Source organism: Streptomyces sp. NPDC101166 (genome assembly GCF_044768125.1).
In the GTDB taxonomy this organism is placed as follows: Bacteria; Actinomycetota; Actinomycetes; order Streptomycetales; family Streptomycetaceae; genus Streptomyces.
This window is the reverse complement of the sequence record NZ_JBIWPF010000029.1, coordinates 17,111-34,446: the sequence shown is the minus strand read 5'-3', so window position 1 is coordinate 34,446 and position 17,336 is coordinate 17,111. Positions and strand designations below refer to the sequence as shown.

The following is a 17,336-nucleotide window of genomic DNA, read 5'->3' as shown; positions in this document are numbered from 1 at the left end:
GGAGAGGCCCATGTGTCTGGCGGTACCCGGCAAAGTGCTGGACATCGAGGAACGCGACGGCACCCGGATGGCCACCGTCGACTTCGGCGGCGTCGTCAAGGAGGTGTGCCTGGAGTACCTGCCCGATCTCCAGGTCGGCGAGTACGCCATCGTGCACGTCGGGTTCGCCCTGCAGCGACTGGACGAGGAGTCCGCACGGCAGACCCTCGAACTCTTCGCCGAACTCGGCATGCTCCAGGAAGAGTTCGGCGACGCCTGGGAGACGGCGGCGGCACAGGCGGGCATGGACACGGTGGACGAGGTGAGCAACCAGTGAAGTACATCGACGAGTTCCAGGACCCGGACCTCGCGCGCCGGCTCCTCGACGACATCCACGCCACGGTCACCCGGCCGTGGGCCCTGATGGAGGTCTGCGGGGGACAGACGCACAGCATCATCCGGCACGGCATCGACCAGCTCCTGCCCGACCAGGTCGAACTGATCCACGGCCCCGGCTGCCCCGTGTGCGTGACCCCGCTGGAGGTCATCGACAAGGCCCTGGAGATCGCCTCCCGCCCCGAGGTGATCTTCTGCTCCTTCGGCGACATGCTCCGCGTGCCCGGCACCGGCCGGGACCTGTTCCAGGTGCGCGGCGAGGGCGGCGACGTACGCGTCGTCTACTCGCCGCTCGACGCCCTGCGGATCGCCCGGCAGAACCCCGACCGCGAGGTGGTGTTCTTCGGCATCGGCTTCGAGACGACGGCGCCGCCGAACGCCATGACGGTCCACCAGGCCCGCAGGCTGGGCATCCCCAACTTCAGCATGTTGGTCTCCCACGTCCGCGTGCCGCCCGCCATCGAGGCCGTCATGGCCTCCCCGCAGTGCCGGGTGCAGGCCTTCCTCGCCGCCGGTCACGTGTGCAGCGTGATGGGCGTGGGGGAGTACCCCGACCTGGCCGAGCGCTTCCGCGTGCCGATCGTCGTCACCGGCTTCGAACCGCTGGACATCCTCGAAGGCGTGCGCCGCACCGTCCACCAGCTGGAGCGGGGCGAGCACACCGTCGACAACGCCTACGCCCGGGCCGTCCGCCCCGAGGGCAACCCGGCCGCCAGGGCCATGCTGGAGGACGTCTTCGAGATCACCGACCGCGCCTGGCGCGGCATCGGCGTCATCCCCGGCAGCGGCTGGCGACTCGCCCCGAAGTACCGCGACTTCGACGCCGAGCACCGCTTCCCGGTCGACGGCATCCAGACCCGGGAACCGGCCGAGTGCCGCAGCGGCGAGGTCCTCCAAGGGCTGCTGAAACCGCACGAGTGCGAGGCCTTCGGCACCCTGTGCACCCCCCGCACCCCGCTCGGCGCCACCATGGTCTCCAGCGAAGGCGCCTGCGCCGCGTACTACCTGTACCGGCGGCTCGACCTGACCGCCGCCACGGCCCGGGAGGCGACCCCCGTTGTCTGACACCACCGAACTGCCCGCCCCCGGACACGCCGGCGTGCCCGCGATCGACCCGGCGGCCTGGACCTGCCCGGCGCCGCTGCGCGAGACGCCCCGGATCGTCATGGGCCACGGCGGCGGCGGGGCGCTCTCCGCGGAACTCGTCCAGCAGATCTTCGCGCCCGCGTTCGGCGGGGAGACGCTCGCCCAGCTCGGCGACGCCGCCACCCTCTCCCTGGGCGGGGCGCGGCTCGCCTTCTCCACCGACTCCTTCGTGGTCCGGCCGCTGTTCTTCCCCGGCGGCAGCATCGGCGACCTCGCCGTCAACGGCACCGTCAACGACCTCGCCATGAGCGGCGCCCGCGCCGCCTACCTCTCCTGCGGCTTCATCCTGGAGGAGGGCGTCGAACTGCGGACGGTCGGCCGGGTCGCCGAGGCGCTCGGCGCGGCGGCGCGTGCGGCCGGGGTGGAGATCGCGACCGGCGACACCAAGGTCGTCGAGGCCGGCCACGGCGACGGCGTCTACATCAACACCGCCGGCATCGGCCTCGTCCCGGCGGGCGTCGATCTGCGCCCTCAGCGGGTCGTCCCCGGGGACGTCGTGATCGTCAGCGGTGCCGTCGGCGTCCACGGTGTGGCGATCATGAGCGTCCGCGAGGGCCTGGAGTTCGGGGTGGAGATCGTCAGCGACTGCGCCGCTCTCGGCCCGCTCGTGGAGGCCATGCTCGCCGTCACCCCGGACCTGCACGTCCTGCGCGACCCCACTCGGGGCGGGCTCGCCGCCGCGCTCAACGAGATCGCGGCGGCCTCCGGCACGGGCGTCGTCCTCCAGGAACGCGCGGTCCCCGTACCGGACGCCGTGGCCAACGCCTGCGCCGTCCTGGGCCTGGACCCGATGTACGTCGCCAACGAGGGCAAGCTGGTCGCCTTCGTCCCCCGCGAGCACGCCGACGCCGTCCTCGCCGCGATGCGGGCCCACCCGCTCGGCGCGAACGCGGTCGTCATCGGCGAGGCGGTCGAGTCCCACCCGGGCATGGTGGTCGCACGTACCGGACTGGGCGGAACCCGGGTGGTCGACATGCCGCTGGGGGAGCAGCTGCCGCGGATCTGCTGAGAGGCGGACAGAGCAGGCGGGGCGGCTGCGCCGGGAGCCGGTCCTCTATCCGGGCCGGCGCTTGGACGGCGGGTCCTGCGGGTCCACGCCGGTCATCGCGGAGGCGTCCCGGGTGCCGCTGGGACGCCGGGAGCGGCCCTTGGCGCCGGTGTCCCGCATCCCCGCCTCGCTCTCGTCGCCGTACTCCTCGCCGCGCGCACTGTCGCTGCGGACCGTGTCACCCGGGACGGACCTCGACTCCTGGGACGACTTCTTCCGCCCCCGGCCCGGCTCGCCGGCGTGCTCCGCGTGGAAGGAACGGCGGGCGCTGGGGTTGTCCTGCTGACTCGTCTCGTCCACGTCGGGAGCCCAGCCGTGCTGCCCTTCGCCCTGGTGGCGGCTCGGTCCCTCGCCGTGCGACGGCTCGGACGAACGTGGTTTCTTCGGCATGGGACGACCTGCCTGTTCAGTGGGGGGGGGACGCCGGTGGAGCGTCACCGCGATAGGGCAAGTCTCCCACTGTGGAACATATCGGTCATGTCGATGGGGTGGCCGCCGGGCCCCGGGGGCTACTGCCGCCGGAAGCCGCTGGTGATGCGCTGCCACGGGGAACGGGTCGCGCCGAAACCGGTCTCATGGGTCCAGATGTGCGCGCAGGACGGGCACTGCAGATGCAGCAGACTGCCCGTGTTCGACAGCAGATAGCGCCAGTGCTCGGAGCAGGTGCGCCGCTCCTCGCACACCCCGCACCCCTGACTGTCGTCACACTGGGGGCAGGCCACCCAGGCCCGCCGTCCGACGTCGGCCTGCGGATCAAGAGGCAGCACGGCCGCCCCTTCCCGCGGGCAGTACACCGGCCGCCACGAGCTCCTCGTACAGCCGCCGCTGCTCCTCGCTGAGGCCCGAGTACAGCATGTCCTCGGCGGCCTCCTCGTCCCGCAGGACGGCGACGGGATCCCACCCGGGGCCGAGGGCGTCCAGGACGTGGGCGCGCCGCTGCATCTCGTGCGAGGCCAGATCCACGGAGAAGCCGACCGAGTCTTCGGGCAGGACGGGATTCTCGGAGCACATGCCCGCGAACGTAGGTAACCCTTCCGGCCCGGGGCAAGAGCCCGTGGGAGAAGTCACAGGACACCTTGAGGAGCGTGAGCGCTGTGGACATGGACGGTTTCGTCGATCGGCTCGACCCCGACATGTGCGTCGTGACCGCCGTGGCCGGCGGCGAGCGGGCGGGGTGCCTCGTGGGGTTCGCCGCACAGTGCTCCATGCGGCCCGTGCGGTTCGCGGTGTGGCTGTCCAAGGTGAACCGGACCTACCGGGTGGCCCGGCACGCCGAGTTCCTCGCCGTGCATCTGCTGACCCCTCGGCAGTACGGGCTCGCGGAGCTGTTCGGCGGCGAGACCGGCGACGAGGTGGACAAGTTCGCCGGTGTGCGCTGGAGCGAGGCGCACGGCGGGGCCGTCGTGCTGGACGACTCCTGCGCCTGGTTCGTCGGCCGGGTCGAGCAGCGCGTCGACGCGGGCGATCACGTCGGCTTCTTCCTGGAGCCGGTCGAGTCGGGCGGACGAGCGGAGGCCGGCGACGAGGAAGGGGGCGCGCAGGAACGGGGGGCGCTGCTCCGGCTCTCGGACGTCCTCACGATCGACCCCGGCCATCCGGTGGACTGAGTCGCTCCCCGCGGGCCGTCACCCTCCGGTCGCCGGTACCGGCCGCCGCAGCAGATACGCCGCCGCCGTCGAGACGAGGACGGCCATCACCGCGATGAACACCAGCCCCGCCCCCTCCAAGCCCAGCGGTCCCACCAGCAGGCCCACGCCGATCACCGGCACCGAGATGCCCGCGTAGGCCACCAGGAACAGCGTCGAGATCACCGCCGCCCGCGTCTTTGCGGGCGATGCCGCCGCGACGGCCGACAGCGCACCGCGGAACGACAGTCCCTGCCCGGTTCCGCCGACGACCGCGCTCAGCACCACCAGGGCGAACGCGTCCCACAGCAGCGCGCCCGCGAGCAGCGCCAGCCCGGCCAGCAGCAGCGCGCAGCCCAGCGGCAGCGAGCGTCCGATCCCCACCGGGCCCACCGCGAGCTGCCCGGCGGTCGACGAGAAGAAGGCCAGCGCGACGACCAGACCGCTCACCGCGTGATTGTGCACGTCCAGGGACTCGGCGAGGAACGCGGGGCTGACCGACGTGAACACCCCGAACAACGCGAACCCCACGAAGGAGGCGGTCGCCGCCGGCCCGAACACCGCCCGCACCTGCGGCGGCAGACCGGGCCGCTGCGGCCGCAGCTCGCCCAGCGGCCGCCGATCGCGCACGGTCTCCGGCAGCCATGCCAGGACGGCGACCGAACAGGCGATCAGGGCGAGATGGACGACGAACGGCAGATACAGCGGCCAGGGCGCGTACTGAGCGAGGATCCCGGCGAGCAGCGGACCGCAGCCCAGGCCGCCCAGGTTCGCCGCCGTCGCCACGAACGTGGCCCGCGACGCGCCGCCCGACGGGCCCAGGTCCATCACGTACGCCGTGGCGGCCCCGGTGAACAGACCGGCGGACAGGCCCGACAGCAGCCGCCCCGCGTACAGCCAGCCCAGGCCCGTGGCGCACAGGAAGCAGACGGCGCTCGCCGCCGCGAACCCCAGGCCCGTGAACAGCACCGGGCGTCTGCCCACACCGTCCGAGGCGTTGCCCGCGAGGAGCAGCATGCCGATGACTCCGAAGGCGTACACGGCGTACACCACGGTCACCGTCAGCTCGGAGAAGTGGAACTCGTCCTGGTACAGCCCGTACAGCGGGGTCGGCAGCGTGGTGCCGGCCATGCACACGGCGAACACGGCCCCACTGAGCACACACCGCGTCCACCCTCGGCGATCACCGTCCATGCCGCCGACGGTAGCGCGCGGGCCGTGAGCTGCCGGGACAGGCGCGCCCCCGCCGGGCGGGGGAGCCGGCCTCGGCACGCCGCGAAGGCCCGGCCCCGTCGGACGCCCGCCTGTCACGGCGTCCGTGCGGGACCGGGCCTTCCTCGCCGCTGCCTACGGCCGCGCCGGGATGCCCCGGGGCCGGTCAGAGCTGACCGGAGGAGGCGATGGTGATCTTCGCGGAGGTCGAGCCGCTGCGCGAGCCGAGCGCCTCGATCTTCTTGACGAGGGCCATGCTCTGCTCGTCGGCGACCTCGCCGAACACCACGTGCTTGCCGTCCAGCCAGTCGGTCACGACCGTGGTGACGAAGAACTGCGAGCCGTTGGTGTTCCGGCCGGCGTTGGCCATGGACAGCAGGCCCGGCCGGTCGTGCTTGAGGGTGAAGTTCTCGTCGGCGAACTTCTCGCCGTAGATGCTCTTGCCGCCCGTGCCGTCGCCGCGGGTGAAGTCGCCGCCCTGCAGCATGAAGGCGGGGATGACGCGGTGGAAGGAGGAGCCGGCGTAGCCGAAGCCCTTCTCGCCCGTGGCCAGCGCGCGGAAGTTCTCCGCCGTCTTGGGCGTGACGTCGTCGAACAGGTTGAAGTTGATGCGCCCGGCGGGCTCGTCGTTGATGGTGATGTCGAAGTAAACCTTGATCGTCATACCCCTATCCTGCACGCTCCGGCGGTGCCACCGCACCGCGGGTGCCTGATAGGCCCGCGAATCCACCGAAAAAGACCCCGGCGACGTACGTCTCGCGCTCCTGCGTCATACGGCGTCGCCGTCCCGTCCGTCTGCCGGGTGACGCCGCCCGCCCACGACTACGGGAGACCCCATGCGCCTCGACCCCCGCGCCGCCCTCGCGGTGCTGACCGCCGCCCTGCTCACCGGCTCCGCCGCCGGACAGGCGACCGCCGACGCCTCTCAGACCCCGCCGCGCGAGCGCACGACGGCGGCCCGGACCGCGGCGGCCGACCGGATGTACCACACCTGGGCGACCGACGTGAACCTGCGCGCCAACGAAGCCGACCAGACGGTCTGCAGCCGCTACCCCTCCGTCAGCACCTGCCCGGACGTGCGCCAGCGGGTCCAGCCCCACCACCAGCTCTACGTCTACTGCCAGCAACAGGGACAGACCATCGGCGGCAACCCGTACTGGGTCCTCGTCAACGACTACACCGACTCCAACACCGGCTGGCTCGCCGGTTACTACATCGACTACCCGGACAACCGGCTGCCCGACGTCCCCGACTGCTGAGCGGGCCGGGGCAGGAGCGTGCCGTCGACGCGCAGGTCGACGCGCTCGTTGTAGAACGCGACCATGCCCGCGATGTTGGCGACCGCGGGCGTGGGGAAGTCGTACGCCCAGGCGATGTCCTCATGGGTGAGGTCCTCGCCGTCGAACGACCAGTAATCGCTCGTCGTGCCCTTGTACGGGCAGCGGGTCACCGTGTCCGAGTGGCGCAGACGGGTGAAGTCGACATGCGCGCGGTCGAGGTAGTAGCGGGTCGGCAGACCGGTCTCGAACAGCTTCACGCAGTGCGGGGCGTCCGCGAGGACGACCCCGTCCAGCTCCACCCGGACCCCGCTGGAGGAACGCAACGCGTCGACGCGGGAGTACGGGCTGCGGGGGTGGACGAACACCTGCTCGTCCTCCTCGAACCAGGCGTCCAGCGCGTTCCACCGGAAGCGGGCCGTGCCGTGCAGGGCCTCGGGCGCGCCGTCGCCCCACAGCCAGGCCGCGCCCTCGCACACCTCGTCCCCGAGACGCAGGGAGTGCCGGCGGGCGGGCCCGGGGCCCAGCCGTTCGACATGGTCGTCGTCGGTCAGCTCACCGGCGACGTCCTCGACCGGGATGCTGAACTGGGGATAGGGAGGCCACTCCCACACATACAGCGCCCGCCGGGTGTCGAAGACGACCCGCCCTCCGATCAACCCCCGGACCCGCCGGGGGACGGGCTCGACATGCCCCACCGGGACGATCAGCCCCGGATGCTTGACGCCCTCGTCCGTCATCGCTGATCCCCTCACGCCGACGCAGTATCACCCGAAATGCTACCGACCCGACGGCGATCGAGGCCCGCACGACGCCCGCGCCACGCCCCGGGGCCGCCCGGCCCTCGACCACGTGGGGCATCCGGGGAGGGCATGTTCGGCCTCGGACGCGCGCTGCCTCCCGGGACGGCTCGCCGCCGTCAACTCCTCTGCCACTGAGCCGAGTCGAACTCCACGTCGAAGCCGACGAGGACGGTGGCGGCTTCGCCGGGTGGGCGGCGCGTCACTCGCCGCCCACCCCCGCCCCGTGCAACTGGCCCTCTGCGGGGCTGGATCGGGGTCTTCCTACGCGTCGGCGGGGACGGCCTGGGCCGCGTCCTTCGGCGACGACTCGGACGCCTCGGGCGCGTCGGAGGCGGTGTAGAAGACGGACGTCCCCTGCTTGGTGCGGTGCGCGTGGTTCCTGGCGACGAGCCCTTCGAGGGTCGTGCGGATCACCGTCGTCTTGATGCTGCGCTCCGGGTGCGCCTGCGTGAGGGCCGTGGTGACCTCGGCCGCCGAGCGCGGCTCGCTCTGCTCGCCGAGGTGCCGGCGCACCAGGTCGACCAGCGTCGGCTGCGCCGTCTTCGCGGGCGCGGCCTTGCCCGCGGGCTTGGCGGACACGGCCTTCCCGCCCGCGGCCGCACGGGACTTGGCCGGCGACTTGGCGGCCGGCTTGGCCGCGCCCGAACGCTTGCCGACGGCGGGCTTGGCCGCCTTCGTGGTCTTGTTCGCCTTGGCGTCCTTGGACGTCCTCGCGGCGGAGGACGACTGCTTACGGGGAGCCGGAACCGTGACGGCGTCGCCGGACTTCTCCGCCGTGTCCGCGGGAGCGGGCACCGCGTCGATGGCCTGCTGGATGCTGACGAGCACCGCGTGGTTGCGCTGCAGCGCGGCCAACTGCTCGTTGAGCGCGGCGATCTCGTCGGCGATGCGCTCCTGTTCCTTGGTGTTGCGTTCGAGGTCGGAGGTCACCTGAGCGGTGTACTGCGAGGACAGTTCGGTGATGGACGTGTTCTCGGACATGAGGCACACAACCCTTTCCGGTTCGGGGCGGGACATGAGGAACTGCCGCACATGTGTGTCCTCCCGGCTGACGCCGGCGGCAGTGACGATCGACTCACGGAACCTTGCCGTAGAGATAGTACGGACAACCGGAGCGAATCGTTCTCCTCTGTCACATCCTTGTCGCCCACGATCGACCCTGCACATACCAGCCATGAGTACGGACACATGGACGCCGGCCGGGTCACCGGCGGTGGCCGGCGGGGTGTGGATGTGTTCGGCGGTCCCCGAGTGAGAGCGATGCCTCGCCGTGGGGTGTCGACGCGGGGAGATGAGCGGGGCCAACCCACGTTCCTGGACCGCGCCGTTGAGGTCGCCCAGGAGTGTCACGCGGTGACATGTCAGCAGTCCCCGCCATCGACACCGTCGTCCTGGCGAAACGCCAAGTCGGCCATTTCGTCGCCCTGTTCGAGCACAGCCTTCAGGTCGAGGCCACCCGCGGTGACGGGGTAGCAGTCGTAGTCGCCCAGGAGCGACATGACCTTGCTGTGCAGGTAGGCACGGGCGCCGAAGTGCTGGTCCTCGCTGATGCGCGGCCGGTGCTCCATGACGAAAGCGGCACGCGCGGTCCGTGCCCGGATCAGCTGGTAGGGGGACGGCATGAGGCGGACCGCCGGGCCGCGCGCGGATCGGTCAGGAATCGAGAAGCGGGCGACGGCGGCCGCGCCTAGCCTGACGAGCATGGACATCACCATTCACACGAGCGTTCTGCCGCACGACGACCCGGACGCGTCCGTCGCCTTCTACCGCGACGCCCTCGGCTTCGAGGTCCGCAGCGACGTGGGCCAGGGCAAGATGCGCTGGATCACGGTCGGCCCCGTCGGCCAGCCCAGCACGTCGATCCTCCTGGCGCCGCCGGCCGCCGACCCCGGGATCACCGACGACGAGCGCCGCACCATCGCCGAGATGATGGCCAAGGGCACCTACGGCTGGATCCTCCTGGCCACCCCGGACCTCGACAAGACCTTCGAGCAGGTCCAGTCCGGCGACGTCGAGGTCGTCCAGGAGCCGACCGAGCAGCCCTACGGCGTCCGCGACTGCGCCTTCCGCGACCCCGCGGGCAACCTCGTCCGCATCCAGGAGCTCCGCTGAGCCCTCTACCGGTCATCGGGCCGGCCATGACGGCCGGCGTCGACTGAACCCCGCACGGCGGCCGGCACTCCCGGCCGCCGTGCTCGCGTTCGCCCTCCCACCGGCACACCCTCGACGAATCGGAGTCCCTTCATGTGTCACCCCTCCTGGGGTCCCGCACGCATCGCCGCCCAGCACCTGAACGACCTCGCCCGTCTGCGTCGCGTCCGCGACCGCATCGACCGGGAGTACGCCCGGCCACTGGACGTGGAGGCGCTCGCCCGGGACGCGCACATGCCCGCCGGGCACCTCAGCCGCCGGTTCCGGCAGGCGTACGGCAAGTCGCCGTACGCGTACCTCAAGGCCCGCCGCGTGGAACGCGCGACGGCGCTGCTGTGGCGCGGCGGCGACCTCGGTGTCACCCGAAGCCAACCGGTCAGGAATCGAGAAGCGTCCGCACCGCAGCCGCACCTAGCGTGACTGTCATGACTTCCATCGCATCCATCACCCTCGACGTGGCCGACGTGACGGCCGCCGCCCGCTTCTACTCCGCCGCCTTCGGCCTGGACGACACCCGGATCCGGCTGCGGGCCGCGCAGGCGCCCACGGACGGGTTCCGGGGCTTCACCCTGTCGCTCACCGTGTCCCAGCCGTCGACCGTCGACAGCCTCATCGAGTCCGCGCTCGCCGCCGGCGCCACGGTCCTCAAGCCCGCCGCCAAGTCCCTCTGGGGCTACGGTGGCGTCGTACAGGCGCCGGACGGCGCGGTCTGGAAGGTCGCCACCTCCGCGAAGAAGGACACCGGACCCGCCACCCGGGACATCGACGAGATCGTACTCCTGCTGGGCGTCGCCGACGTGACCGCGAGCAAGCGCTTCTACACCGGCCAGGGCTTCACCGTGGGCAAGAGCTTCGGCCGTATGTACGTGGAGTTCACCGCGGAGGACGCCCCCGTCAAGCTCGCCCTCTACCGGCGCCGCGCCCTCGCCAAGGACGCCGGAGTGCCGCCCGAGGGCGCCGGGTCGCACCGCCTCACCCTCACCGGCGGTACGGGGGCCGGCGCCTTCACCGACCCGGACGGCTTCCCCTGGGAGGCGGCCGCGCCGGCGCCGGCGCTGTGACGACGTGCTCCAGCGGGCCGCTCACACCTTCCGTGCCCGCTGGAGTTCGCCGGTCACCGCCTGCTCGTCGCGGCCCAGCACCACCTTCTCCAGGCTGTGGTCGTCCGAGCGGGAGAAGCGTTCGGCCTGGGCGACGTCCTCCTCGCCGAGGACGCGCCCGCACCATTCGCCCCGGCCGACGGTACGGTCGTCGAAGGGCACGGCGGCACCCTCCCCGAGCACGCTCCACCGGCCGGCGCCGGCGTCCGGGCCCGCGCCGCCCTCCCAGCGCAGGGCGAGAAGGTAGGTGTGGCCGGGCTCCAGACGGGGCGCCTCCGGGGTCGTTCTCTTCACACGTCTCCCGCTCTCCCGGTACACGCTCCAGCCCGCGGCCACCATGTCGAAACCCTTGTCGACAGCGCGTCCGCGACCGGCCGCGGACCACAGCACCCGGTCCGTGCGGAACGTCACCGTGCGGTCGGTGACGTACTGGACCGGCCCCGCCTTGAACTCCCGCCGATCGACCTCCTGTTCGCGTACCGGACTGGCGACGACGACATGGTCCGCGGACGACACCCAGTCCTTCGCCGTGACCGACGGCACCGCGTCCTCGGCGATTCCGCAGCCGACCACGGTGCCCAAGCCGTCCTTGCCGACCAGCACGGCGGCGGCGACGCCGGCCAGGGCCGCGCAGCCGACCAGGGACCGGCTGGTGAGCACGTCTCGAACGTTCACGGATGACCACCGCTTTCGCGAGGGGACCGGCCGGCTGACGTCCGGCGTCAGCGACCCGTCCGAAGTGACAGGGCGCCGAAGTAGATGATCTTTCGCCCGGTGACGTGGCCGACATGACCGAATCCGCACAATGTCACGGTCCGGCTGCAGCCCCCGGAACGGGGCGGGGGAGCGGTGCGGCCGGTCCCTCCCTATATCTCCACGCCGTCGGGGCACCCGGCCACCAGGACACCGATCCCGCGGCAGGGACCGACGCGACCAGGACGTCGGCCGGCCGCCCCGGGCTGGAGGCGGCGGACATGGCAGTGAAGCGACTCGGCCTGGTCGTGCACGGCGGGCGGGCCGAGGCCGTGGCGGCGGGCGGTGCGGTCCGGGCGTGGTGCGCGGAGCACGCCGTGCGGTGCACGGACATCGACGTGTGGCAGGACGGCGGGCGGCGCGGCGCGCGCGAGGAGGTCGAGGCCGCCGGCGATCCCGACCTCGTGGTCACCCTCGGCGGGGACGGCACCTTCCTGCGGGGCGCCCGGCTCGCCGTGGAGAACGACGCCCTCGTCCTGGGAGTCGACCTGGGACGGGTGGGCTTTCTGACGCAGGTGTCGGCCGACGGGGTGCGGTCCGCTCTGGACGCGGTGTGCGAAGGCCGGTTCGGCGTCGACCGCCGCATGCTCCTCGCCCTGCGCGCCTCGCGCCGCCTGGAGGTGCCGCCGGCCATGGAGGCCCTCATGGAGTACGGCCGCGGCCCGCTGCTGCCGCCGCCGCAGGTCCGCCCGGACTGCCGGGTCGACGACGAGTGGGGCGTCCCCCTCGACGTGACCGCGCTCAACGACGTCGTGCTGGAGAAACTCGTCAGGGACCGGCAGATCTCGGTCGGGGTGTACGTCTCCGGCCGGCTGCTGGCGTCCTACTCCGCCGACGCGCTGCTCGTGGCCACGCCGACAGGCTCGACCGCGTACAGCTTCGCCGCCGGCGGGCCCGTCGTCTCGCCGCGCGCGGAAGCCCTCGTCTTCACACCGGTCGCCCCGCACATGGCGTTCGACCGGTCGGTCGTCACCGCCCCCGACGAGCCCGTCGGCCTGCGCATCCTCGAACGGTCCGGGCAGGCCGCCGTCAGCGTCGACGGCCAGGTGCGGGGCGTGCTCGGCCCGGGGGACTGGATCGGGGTGTACGCCGCCCCGCGCCGGCTGCGGGCCGTGCGGCTGGAGCGGACGGACTTCTACGGCCGGCTGCGCGAACGCATGAACCTCACCGACGCCCCGGCCGCGGTCGCCGACGGCTCCCCGGCGCCGCTGTGGTCGGTGACCACCCCGCCCCCCGGAGACCTCGCCCACCTCGCCCTGCTCACCGCCCCGGACGGCCCGTCCCCACTGCACTGAGCGCCCCACACCGCACACGGGCGCCCCGGGCCTGTCCGGCGCCTGCGGCGGCGTCGTCGTGGTCGCCGGCTCGTACCGTCGCCGTCCTGCGAACTGTTCCGCCGGACAGGCCTCAGCCGATCCGCTGCATCGCCTTGCGGTGCCGTTCCGCCATCGCGGCCCCCGACTCCCGGCGGGCCATCCTGCGCAGGACGGACGGCGCGAGGAGCAGCCCCGCGACCGCCCAGGCCCCCAGCACGGCCGCCGTCTGTGCGGCCCGCCAGGAATCGCCGACCTCGGCCGCGACCGCCGCCGCCGGCAGCAACGCGGCCCTCAGGCCGAGGCCGAGCCAGTACACGGGGAAGACCTGTCCGACGATCTGCAGCCACTCGGGCATCTTCGACAGCGGGAAGTAGATCCCGGAGATCCCGATGAGGCCCATCACCGGGAGCATCAGCAGACCGACGGTGCGCGGGCTCGCGACCAGCGAGCCGATGACGGCGCCGATCGGCAGCGTGGCCAGCAGGCCCAGCGGCACCACCCACAGCAGCGTCAGCAACGCGCCGCCGCCCTGCGGGGCGACCCCGTCGACGAGGAACACGCCCACGGCGAAGGGGAGCGCCATGGACGCCAGCGCCGTGCCCGACACCATGACGATCTTGCCGACCAGATGGCCGACCATGCCGTTGGGCACGGCCTTCGCCCGCAACAGGGTGCCGTCCTCGCGCTCGGTCGCGAGCAGCTGAGCCGTGGTCATCATCCCGGTGAACGCCAGCGTCATCCCCAGCATGCTCGGCAGCATGAACGCGCCGGTCGAGATGCCCGCGCCCTTCAGCGGATCGTTTCTGCCCAGGAACAGCGGCACCATCAGCAGGACCGTCCACAGCACGTACCCGAACAGGTCCTGCCCGGTGGTGAAGCTCTGCCGCAGCTCCGTCACGCCGCGCCGCACTCCCGCCCTCGCCGCGTACCACACCGGACTCATCGCGATTCCTCCCCGAAGGCGTGCCCCGCCTGCTCGCCGGCGACCCGCCCGGCCTCCAACTCCCGCACCATCGTCAGGTACGTGTCCTCCAGGCTCGCCCGGCGCACCTCCAGGCCGCCGATCGCCTCCCCGTGCTCCTCGAAGAGCCGACGGACGAAACGGGTGGGCTCGGCCGTCGACTCCTCGAAGGAGCGCCCGTCCCGTGTCCAGCGCACGGTCGCCTCGGCCGACGCCTGCCGCGACAGCTCCTCGGCCGAGCCGTCGGCCACGATCCGGCCGCCGGCCAGGATCAGGATGCGGTCGGCGAGCTTCTCCGCCTCCGCGAGGTCGTGCGTGGTCAGCACGATCGTGGTGTTCTCGTTCGCGAGGCCGCGCACCAGGCCGTGGAACTCGCTCCTGGCTTCGGGGTCCAGGCCGGCCGTCGGCTCGTCCAGGAACAGCATCTCCGGTCTGCCCACGATGCCCACGGCCACGTCGAGCCGCCTGCGCTGCCCGCCGGACAGGGTCCCGACCCGCTTGTCCGCCTGCTCGGTCAACCCCACCGCGGCGATCAGCTCCTCGACGTCCCAGGGCCGCCGGACGAGATCGGTGGAGTACGGCGCGTAGTACGAGCCGAGGTGGGCCAGCAGCTCCCGCACCTGCCACTTGCCGTGATCACGCCACGACTGCAGCACGATGCCCAGGCGCGCACGCCACTGCTCGTCCCCGCGGGCCGGATCGCAGCCGAGGACGGTCACGTCCCCGGCCGAGCGCATCCGGAACCCCTCCAGAATCTCGATCGTGGTCGTCTTGCCCGCACCGTTCGGTCCGAGCAGCACGACGACCTCGCCGCGCCGGGCCGTGAGGGAAACCCCCTTCAGCACGTCCTGGGTGCGGTAGCGCATCCGCAGATCCCGCACCTCGATGACCGTGTCGCTCGCCGGCGGCGGGCTCCCCCCGGCCTCCGGTGAGGCGTGAGCGGTCGTCATCCATGTCCCCGTTTCGTCTTGTGGTCGATGCCGGGGACGACCGAACCCCGCAGCACGCTGCCTCGTCCGTGGTCCTGGGACGTGCCAACGCCTTGTCCCCGCAACGTTGTTGCGGTCCGGAACCGGTCGTTCAGGTCTCCCCGGGCGAACACATTACCGAACGGATCACCGGCGGTTCGCCGTGCGCCGCTCTCACGAACCGGTCAGGACCACCAGCCGCTGCGTCGCCCGCGTCATCGCGACATAGCGGTCGACCGCTCCCCGCACCCCGTCGCCGAACCTCTCCGGATCGACGAGGACCACCAGGTCGAACTCAAGTCCCTTCGACAGCACGGGAGTCAGCGACCGGACGCGGGACGTCGCACGGAACGCGGGATCGCCGATGACACAGGCGACGCCTTCGGCGTGCTCGGCGAGCCAGCCGTCCAGGACCGAGGACAGCTCGGACGTCGAACCGTGCACCACGGGAACCCCGCCGCTGCGGATGGACGTCGGCACGTTGGCGTCCGGCAGCACCGCACGGATGACCGGCTCGGCCTCCGCCATCACCTCCCGCGGCGTGCGGTAGTTGACGCTCAGCGAGGCCGACTCGATCCGGGTGAGCCCGACCCGCTCCAGCCGCTCACGCCACGACTCCGTGAAGCCGCCCCGAGCCTGAGCCCGGTCCCCGACGATGGTGAAGCTGCGCGACGGACACCGCGAGAGCAGCATCTGCCACTCCGCGTCGGTCAGTTCCTGCGCCTCGTCGACGACGATGTGCGCGAACGGCCCTGCCAGCAAGTCGGGTTCCACAAAAGACAGTTCGTTCTCGTCGACGAGACTCACCCGGGCGTCCTCGCCGCGCAGCATCGTCACCAGGCCCTCGCCGTCGTCACCGTCGGCGCCGGAGTCGGCCACGGCCGCGATCAGATTGTCGACGACCTGCGTCATCCGCTCGCGCTGGGCGGCGAGAACGGCCGCCTCCCGGCGTTTGCGCCGAGCCGTCTCCGGGTCGCCGAGCCGCTGCCGCGCCGCGTCCAGCAACGGCAGATCCGACACCGTCCACGCCTGGGGGTCCGCTCGCTGCAACTTCCGCACCTCGTCGGCGTCCAGCCAGGGAGCGCACATCCGCAGATACGCGGGCACGGACCACAAGTCGCCCACCAGATCGGCCGCTTCGAGCAGCGGCCACGCACGGCTGAACGCCGTGAGCAGCTCCCTGTTCTGCTGCAGCGACCTGCGGAGCAGAGCGGGCGAGACGTCTCCCTCGCCGTCCCGCCCCGAGGACTCGTCCTCGTGCTTGTCCACCAGGATCGTGAGCAGTTCCTCCCAGACCTGGCCGCGCGCCTCGTTGTGCGGGGTGCCGGGCTCCGCCGCGTCGAACGCCACGGCCCAGTCGTCGGCGCCGAGCCGCACGTCGGACCAAGGAGTGGTCACCGTCATCCCCTCGGCGGGCGGCTCCTCGTAGAAGGCGACCGCCTTCTGGATCGCCTTCACCAGGTCCGCGGACGACTTCAGACGAGCCACGTCCGGGTCGGTCTCCACGGCCGCTGCGGCGCCTTCCGCGACGAGGTCCCGCAGCGTGCACGTCTGCACGCCCTCCTCGCCGAGGCTCGGGAGGACGTCTGCGACGTAGGCCAGATAGGGCCGGTGCGGGCCGACGAACAGCACACCGCCCCGACGGTGACCCAGACGCGGGTCGGAGTGCAGAAGGTAGGCCGAACGGTGCAGGGCGACCACCGTCTTGCCCGTCCCCGGCCCGCCGTCGACGACGAGAGCGCCACGCGAACTCGCGCGGATGATGGCGTCCTGGTCGGCCTGGATGGTGCCCAGCACGTCCCGCATCCGCGCCGAACGGTTGGCGCCGAGACTGGCGATGAAGGCGGACTGGTCGTCGAGCGCGGCGTGCCCGACGAGCCCGTCCGGGGTGAACACCTCGTCCCAGTAGTCGCTGATCCGGCCCCCGGTCCAGCGGTACCTGCGGCGGCTCGCCAGACCCATCGGGTTGGCGTGGGTGGCCCCGAAGAACGGCTCGGCGGCGGGGGAGCGCCAGTCCAGCAGCAGCCGGCGCCCGGTGCTGTCGGTGAGGCCGAGCCGCCCGATGTACACCGGCTCGGAGCCGTCCGCCTCGACCATGTGCCCGAGGCACAGGTCCAGCCCGAAGCGGCGCAGGGCGCGCAGCCGGCCGGTCAGGCGGTGGATCTCCGCGTCCCGGTCCATCGCCTGCCGTCCTGTGCCGCCCGGCGCCCGCCGCTCGGCGTCGAGACGCCCGGTCAATTCCGCGATCGTCTCCTCGAGACTCCGCGCGATCGCCGCGAAGTGCCGATCGTCGTCGGCGATCAGCGCGGGTTCGGCCTTGGGGGAGAGATGGTCGGGAAGGTCGAAGGCGCTGGTGGTGGTCGGGGGTGTCACGTCACTGGCTCCGCATCTCGTGCGCGGACAGGGCAGGGGAGACGGAGCGCGACTGAACCGCCCCCCTGTGTCCGCGGGTTCCGGCCTCGGCCGGAGATTCTGCGCCACAAGGGGGGCCTTGCCACAAGCCCCCCGGTGCGCTATACGTTGAGAGTGGAAAGGAGCGACGATCTCCTTTCCCTTTTCTTTTTTCGCGCCGAGCTTCCAACCTTCTATGGCGCCCCCCGC

General features: G+C 72.2%; 20 protein-coding genes and 1 pseudogene. 9 read left to right on the top strand and 12 right to left on the bottom strand.

Going from position 1 to position 17,336, the window contains the following annotated elements:
* Positions 1-10 precede the first annotated feature (10 nt).
* The 3 genes from ACIRS4_RS33395 to hypE are packed head-to-tail and all read left to right on the top strand — an operon-like array spanning position 11 to position 2,530.
* The gene (locus tag ACIRS4_RS33395) at positions 11-316 is read left to right on the top strand and encodes a HypC/HybG/HupF family hydrogenase formation chaperone (RefSeq protein WP_404203200.1); all 306 of its coding nucleotides are present in this window, start codon (positions 11-13) and stop codon (positions 314-316) included.
* The gene (hypD, locus tag ACIRS4_RS33390; protein ID WP_404203198.1) at positions 313-1,440 is read left to right on the top strand and encodes a hydrogenase formation protein HypD; all 1,128 of its coding nucleotides are present in this window, start codon (positions 313-315) and stop codon (positions 1,438-1,440) included. The genes ACIRS4_RS33395 and hypD overlap by 4 nt, the downstream gene beginning before the upstream one ends.
* Positions 1,433-2,530, top strand: a complete 1,098-nt coding sequence (gene hypE, locus ACIRS4_RS33385; RefSeq protein WP_404203196.1) for a hydrogenase expression/formation protein HypE — start codon at positions 1,433-1,435, stop codon at positions 2,528-2,530. Before hypD ends, hypE begins: the two co-directional genes overlap by 8 nt.
* A 45-nt stretch (positions 2,531-2,575) precedes the next feature.
* Here the strand turns inward: hypE and ACIRS4_RS33380 are convergent, their stop codons facing one another.
* The 3 genes from ACIRS4_RS33380 to ACIRS4_RS33370 form a co-directional block, all read right to left on the bottom strand.
* Positions 2,576-2,959: a hypothetical protein gene (locus tag ACIRS4_RS33380; RefSeq protein ID WP_404203194.1), complete on the bottom strand. Its 384-nt coding sequence runs from the start codon at positions 2,957-2,959 to the stop codon at positions 2,576-2,578.
* A 119-nt stretch (positions 2,960-3,078) separates the two neighbouring features.
* The gene (locus ACIRS4_RS33375; RefSeq protein ID WP_404203192.1) at positions 3,079-3,336 is read right to left on the bottom strand and encodes a hypothetical protein; all 258 of its coding nucleotides are present in this window, start codon (positions 3,334-3,336) and stop codon (positions 3,079-3,081) included.
* Entirely contained in the window at positions 3,323-3,580 is a 258-nt protein-coding gene (locus ACIRS4_RS33370) for a DUF6400 family protein (RefSeq protein ID WP_404203190.1), read from the bottom strand. Before ACIRS4_RS33370 ends, ACIRS4_RS33375 begins: the two co-directional genes overlap by 14 nt.
* Positions 3,581-3,669: 89 nt before the next feature.
* Between ACIRS4_RS33370 and ACIRS4_RS33365 the strand changes: the two genes are divergently transcribed.
* Positions 3,670-4,176, top strand: coding sequence for a flavin reductase family protein (locus ACIRS4_RS33365; RefSeq protein WP_404203268.1), 507 nt, complete (start codon positions 3,670-3,672; stop codon positions 4,174-4,176).
* Between the two features lie 18 nt (positions 4,177-4,194).
* Here the strand turns inward: ACIRS4_RS33365 and ACIRS4_RS33360 are convergent, their stop codons facing one another.
* Both ACIRS4_RS33360 and ACIRS4_RS33355 read right to left on the bottom strand, forming a co-directional pair.
* Entirely contained in the window at positions 4,195-5,388 is a 1,194-nt protein-coding gene (locus ACIRS4_RS33360) for an MFS transporter (RefSeq protein WP_404203188.1), read from the bottom strand.
* Positions 5,389-5,572: 184 nt separating this feature from the next.
* Positions 5,573-6,070 (bottom strand): peptidylprolyl isomerase, encoded by a 498-nt coding sequence (locus ACIRS4_RS33355; RefSeq protein WP_358797241.1) that lies wholly within the window; start codon positions 6,068-6,070, stop codon positions 5,573-5,575.
* Between the two features lie 172 nt (positions 6,071-6,242).
* Between ACIRS4_RS33355 and ACIRS4_RS33350 the strand changes: the two genes are divergently transcribed.
* Complete coding sequence (locus ACIRS4_RS33350; protein ID WP_404203186.1) at positions 6,243-6,665, top strand: hypothetical protein; 423 nt, start codon at positions 6,243-6,245, stop codon at positions 6,663-6,665.
* On the opposite strand, the gene ACIRS4_RS33345 is transcribed toward ACIRS4_RS33350, so the two are convergent.
* The 3 genes from ACIRS4_RS33345 to ACIRS4_RS33335 all read right to left on the bottom strand — a co-directional run bounded on the left by ACIRS4_RS33345 (position 6,626) and on the right by ACIRS4_RS33335 (position 9,189).
* Complete coding sequence (locus tag ACIRS4_RS33345; protein WP_404203185.1) at positions 6,626-7,423, bottom strand: DUF427 domain-containing protein; 798 nt, start codon at positions 7,421-7,423, stop codon at positions 6,626-6,628. The two genes, ACIRS4_RS33350 and ACIRS4_RS33345, sit on opposite strands and share 40 nt — an antisense overlap.
* Positions 7,424-7,747: 324 nt before the next feature.
* Positions 7,748-8,467, bottom strand: coding sequence for a hypothetical protein (locus ACIRS4_RS33340; protein ID WP_404203183.1), 720 nt, complete (start codon positions 8,465-8,467; stop codon positions 7,748-7,750).
* 380 nt (positions 8,468-8,847) lie between these two features.
* Positions 8,848-9,189, bottom strand: a complete 342-nt coding sequence (locus ACIRS4_RS33335) for a hypothetical protein (protein WP_404203181.1) — start codon at positions 9,187-9,189, stop codon at positions 8,848-8,850.
* Between ACIRS4_RS33335 and ACIRS4_RS33330 the strand changes: the two genes are divergently transcribed.
* From ACIRS4_RS33330 to ACIRS4_RS33320, 3 genes and pseudogenes are all read left to right on the top strand, one after another.
* Positions 9,188-9,598, top strand: a complete 411-nt coding sequence (locus ACIRS4_RS33330) for a VOC family protein (protein ID WP_404203179.1) — start codon at positions 9,188-9,190, stop codon at positions 9,596-9,598. The genes ACIRS4_RS33335 and ACIRS4_RS33330 overlap by 2 nt on opposite strands.
* Before the next feature lie 132 nt (positions 9,599-9,730).
* A pseudogene (locus tag ACIRS4_RS33325) lies at positions 9,731-10,000 on the top strand (helix-turn-helix domain-containing protein); the annotation flags it as partial.
* 62 nt (positions 10,001-10,062) lie between these two features.
* On the top strand, positions 10,063-10,698 hold the full coding sequence (locus tag ACIRS4_RS33320) for a VOC family protein (RefSeq protein ID WP_404203177.1): 636 nt from the start codon (positions 10,063-10,065) through the stop codon (positions 10,696-10,698).
* Between the two features lie 21 nt (positions 10,699-10,719).
* Here ACIRS4_RS33320 and ACIRS4_RS33315 read toward each other — a convergent pair whose 3' ends face one another.
* Complete coding sequence (locus ACIRS4_RS33315; RefSeq protein ID WP_404203175.1) at positions 10,720-11,412, bottom strand: hypothetical protein; 693 nt, start codon at positions 11,410-11,412, stop codon at positions 10,720-10,722.
* A gap of 299 nt (positions 11,413-11,711) precedes the next feature.
* On the opposite strand from ACIRS4_RS33315, the gene ACIRS4_RS33310 reads away from it, so the two are divergent.
* Positions 11,712-12,785 carry an NAD(+)/NADH kinase gene (locus ACIRS4_RS33310; RefSeq protein WP_404203173.1) on the top strand — a complete coding sequence of 358 codons (1,074 nt, stop codon included), beginning with the start codon at positions 11,712-11,714 and terminating at the stop codon, positions 12,783-12,785.
* 112 nt (positions 12,786-12,897) lie between these two features.
* Here the strand turns inward: ACIRS4_RS33310 and ACIRS4_RS33305 are convergent, their stop codons facing one another.
* From ACIRS4_RS33305 to helR, 3 genes are all read right to left on the bottom strand, one after another.
* Complete coding sequence (locus tag ACIRS4_RS33305; RefSeq protein WP_404203171.1) at positions 12,898-13,749, bottom strand: ABC transporter permease; 852 nt, start codon at positions 13,747-13,749, stop codon at positions 12,898-12,900.
* Entirely contained in the window at positions 13,746-14,717 is a 972-nt protein-coding gene (locus tag ACIRS4_RS33300; protein WP_404203169.1) for an ABC transporter ATP-binding protein, read from the bottom strand. Before ACIRS4_RS33300 ends, ACIRS4_RS33305 begins: the two co-directional genes overlap by 4 nt.
* A gap of 192 nt (positions 14,718-14,909) precedes the next feature.
* The gene (gene helR, locus ACIRS4_RS33295; protein ID WP_404203167.1) at positions 14,910-17,108 is read right to left on the bottom strand and encodes an RNA polymerase recycling motor ATPase HelR; all 2,199 of its coding nucleotides are present in this window, start codon (positions 17,106-17,108) and stop codon (positions 14,910-14,912) included.
* Positions 17,109-17,336: the final 228 nt, after the last annotated feature.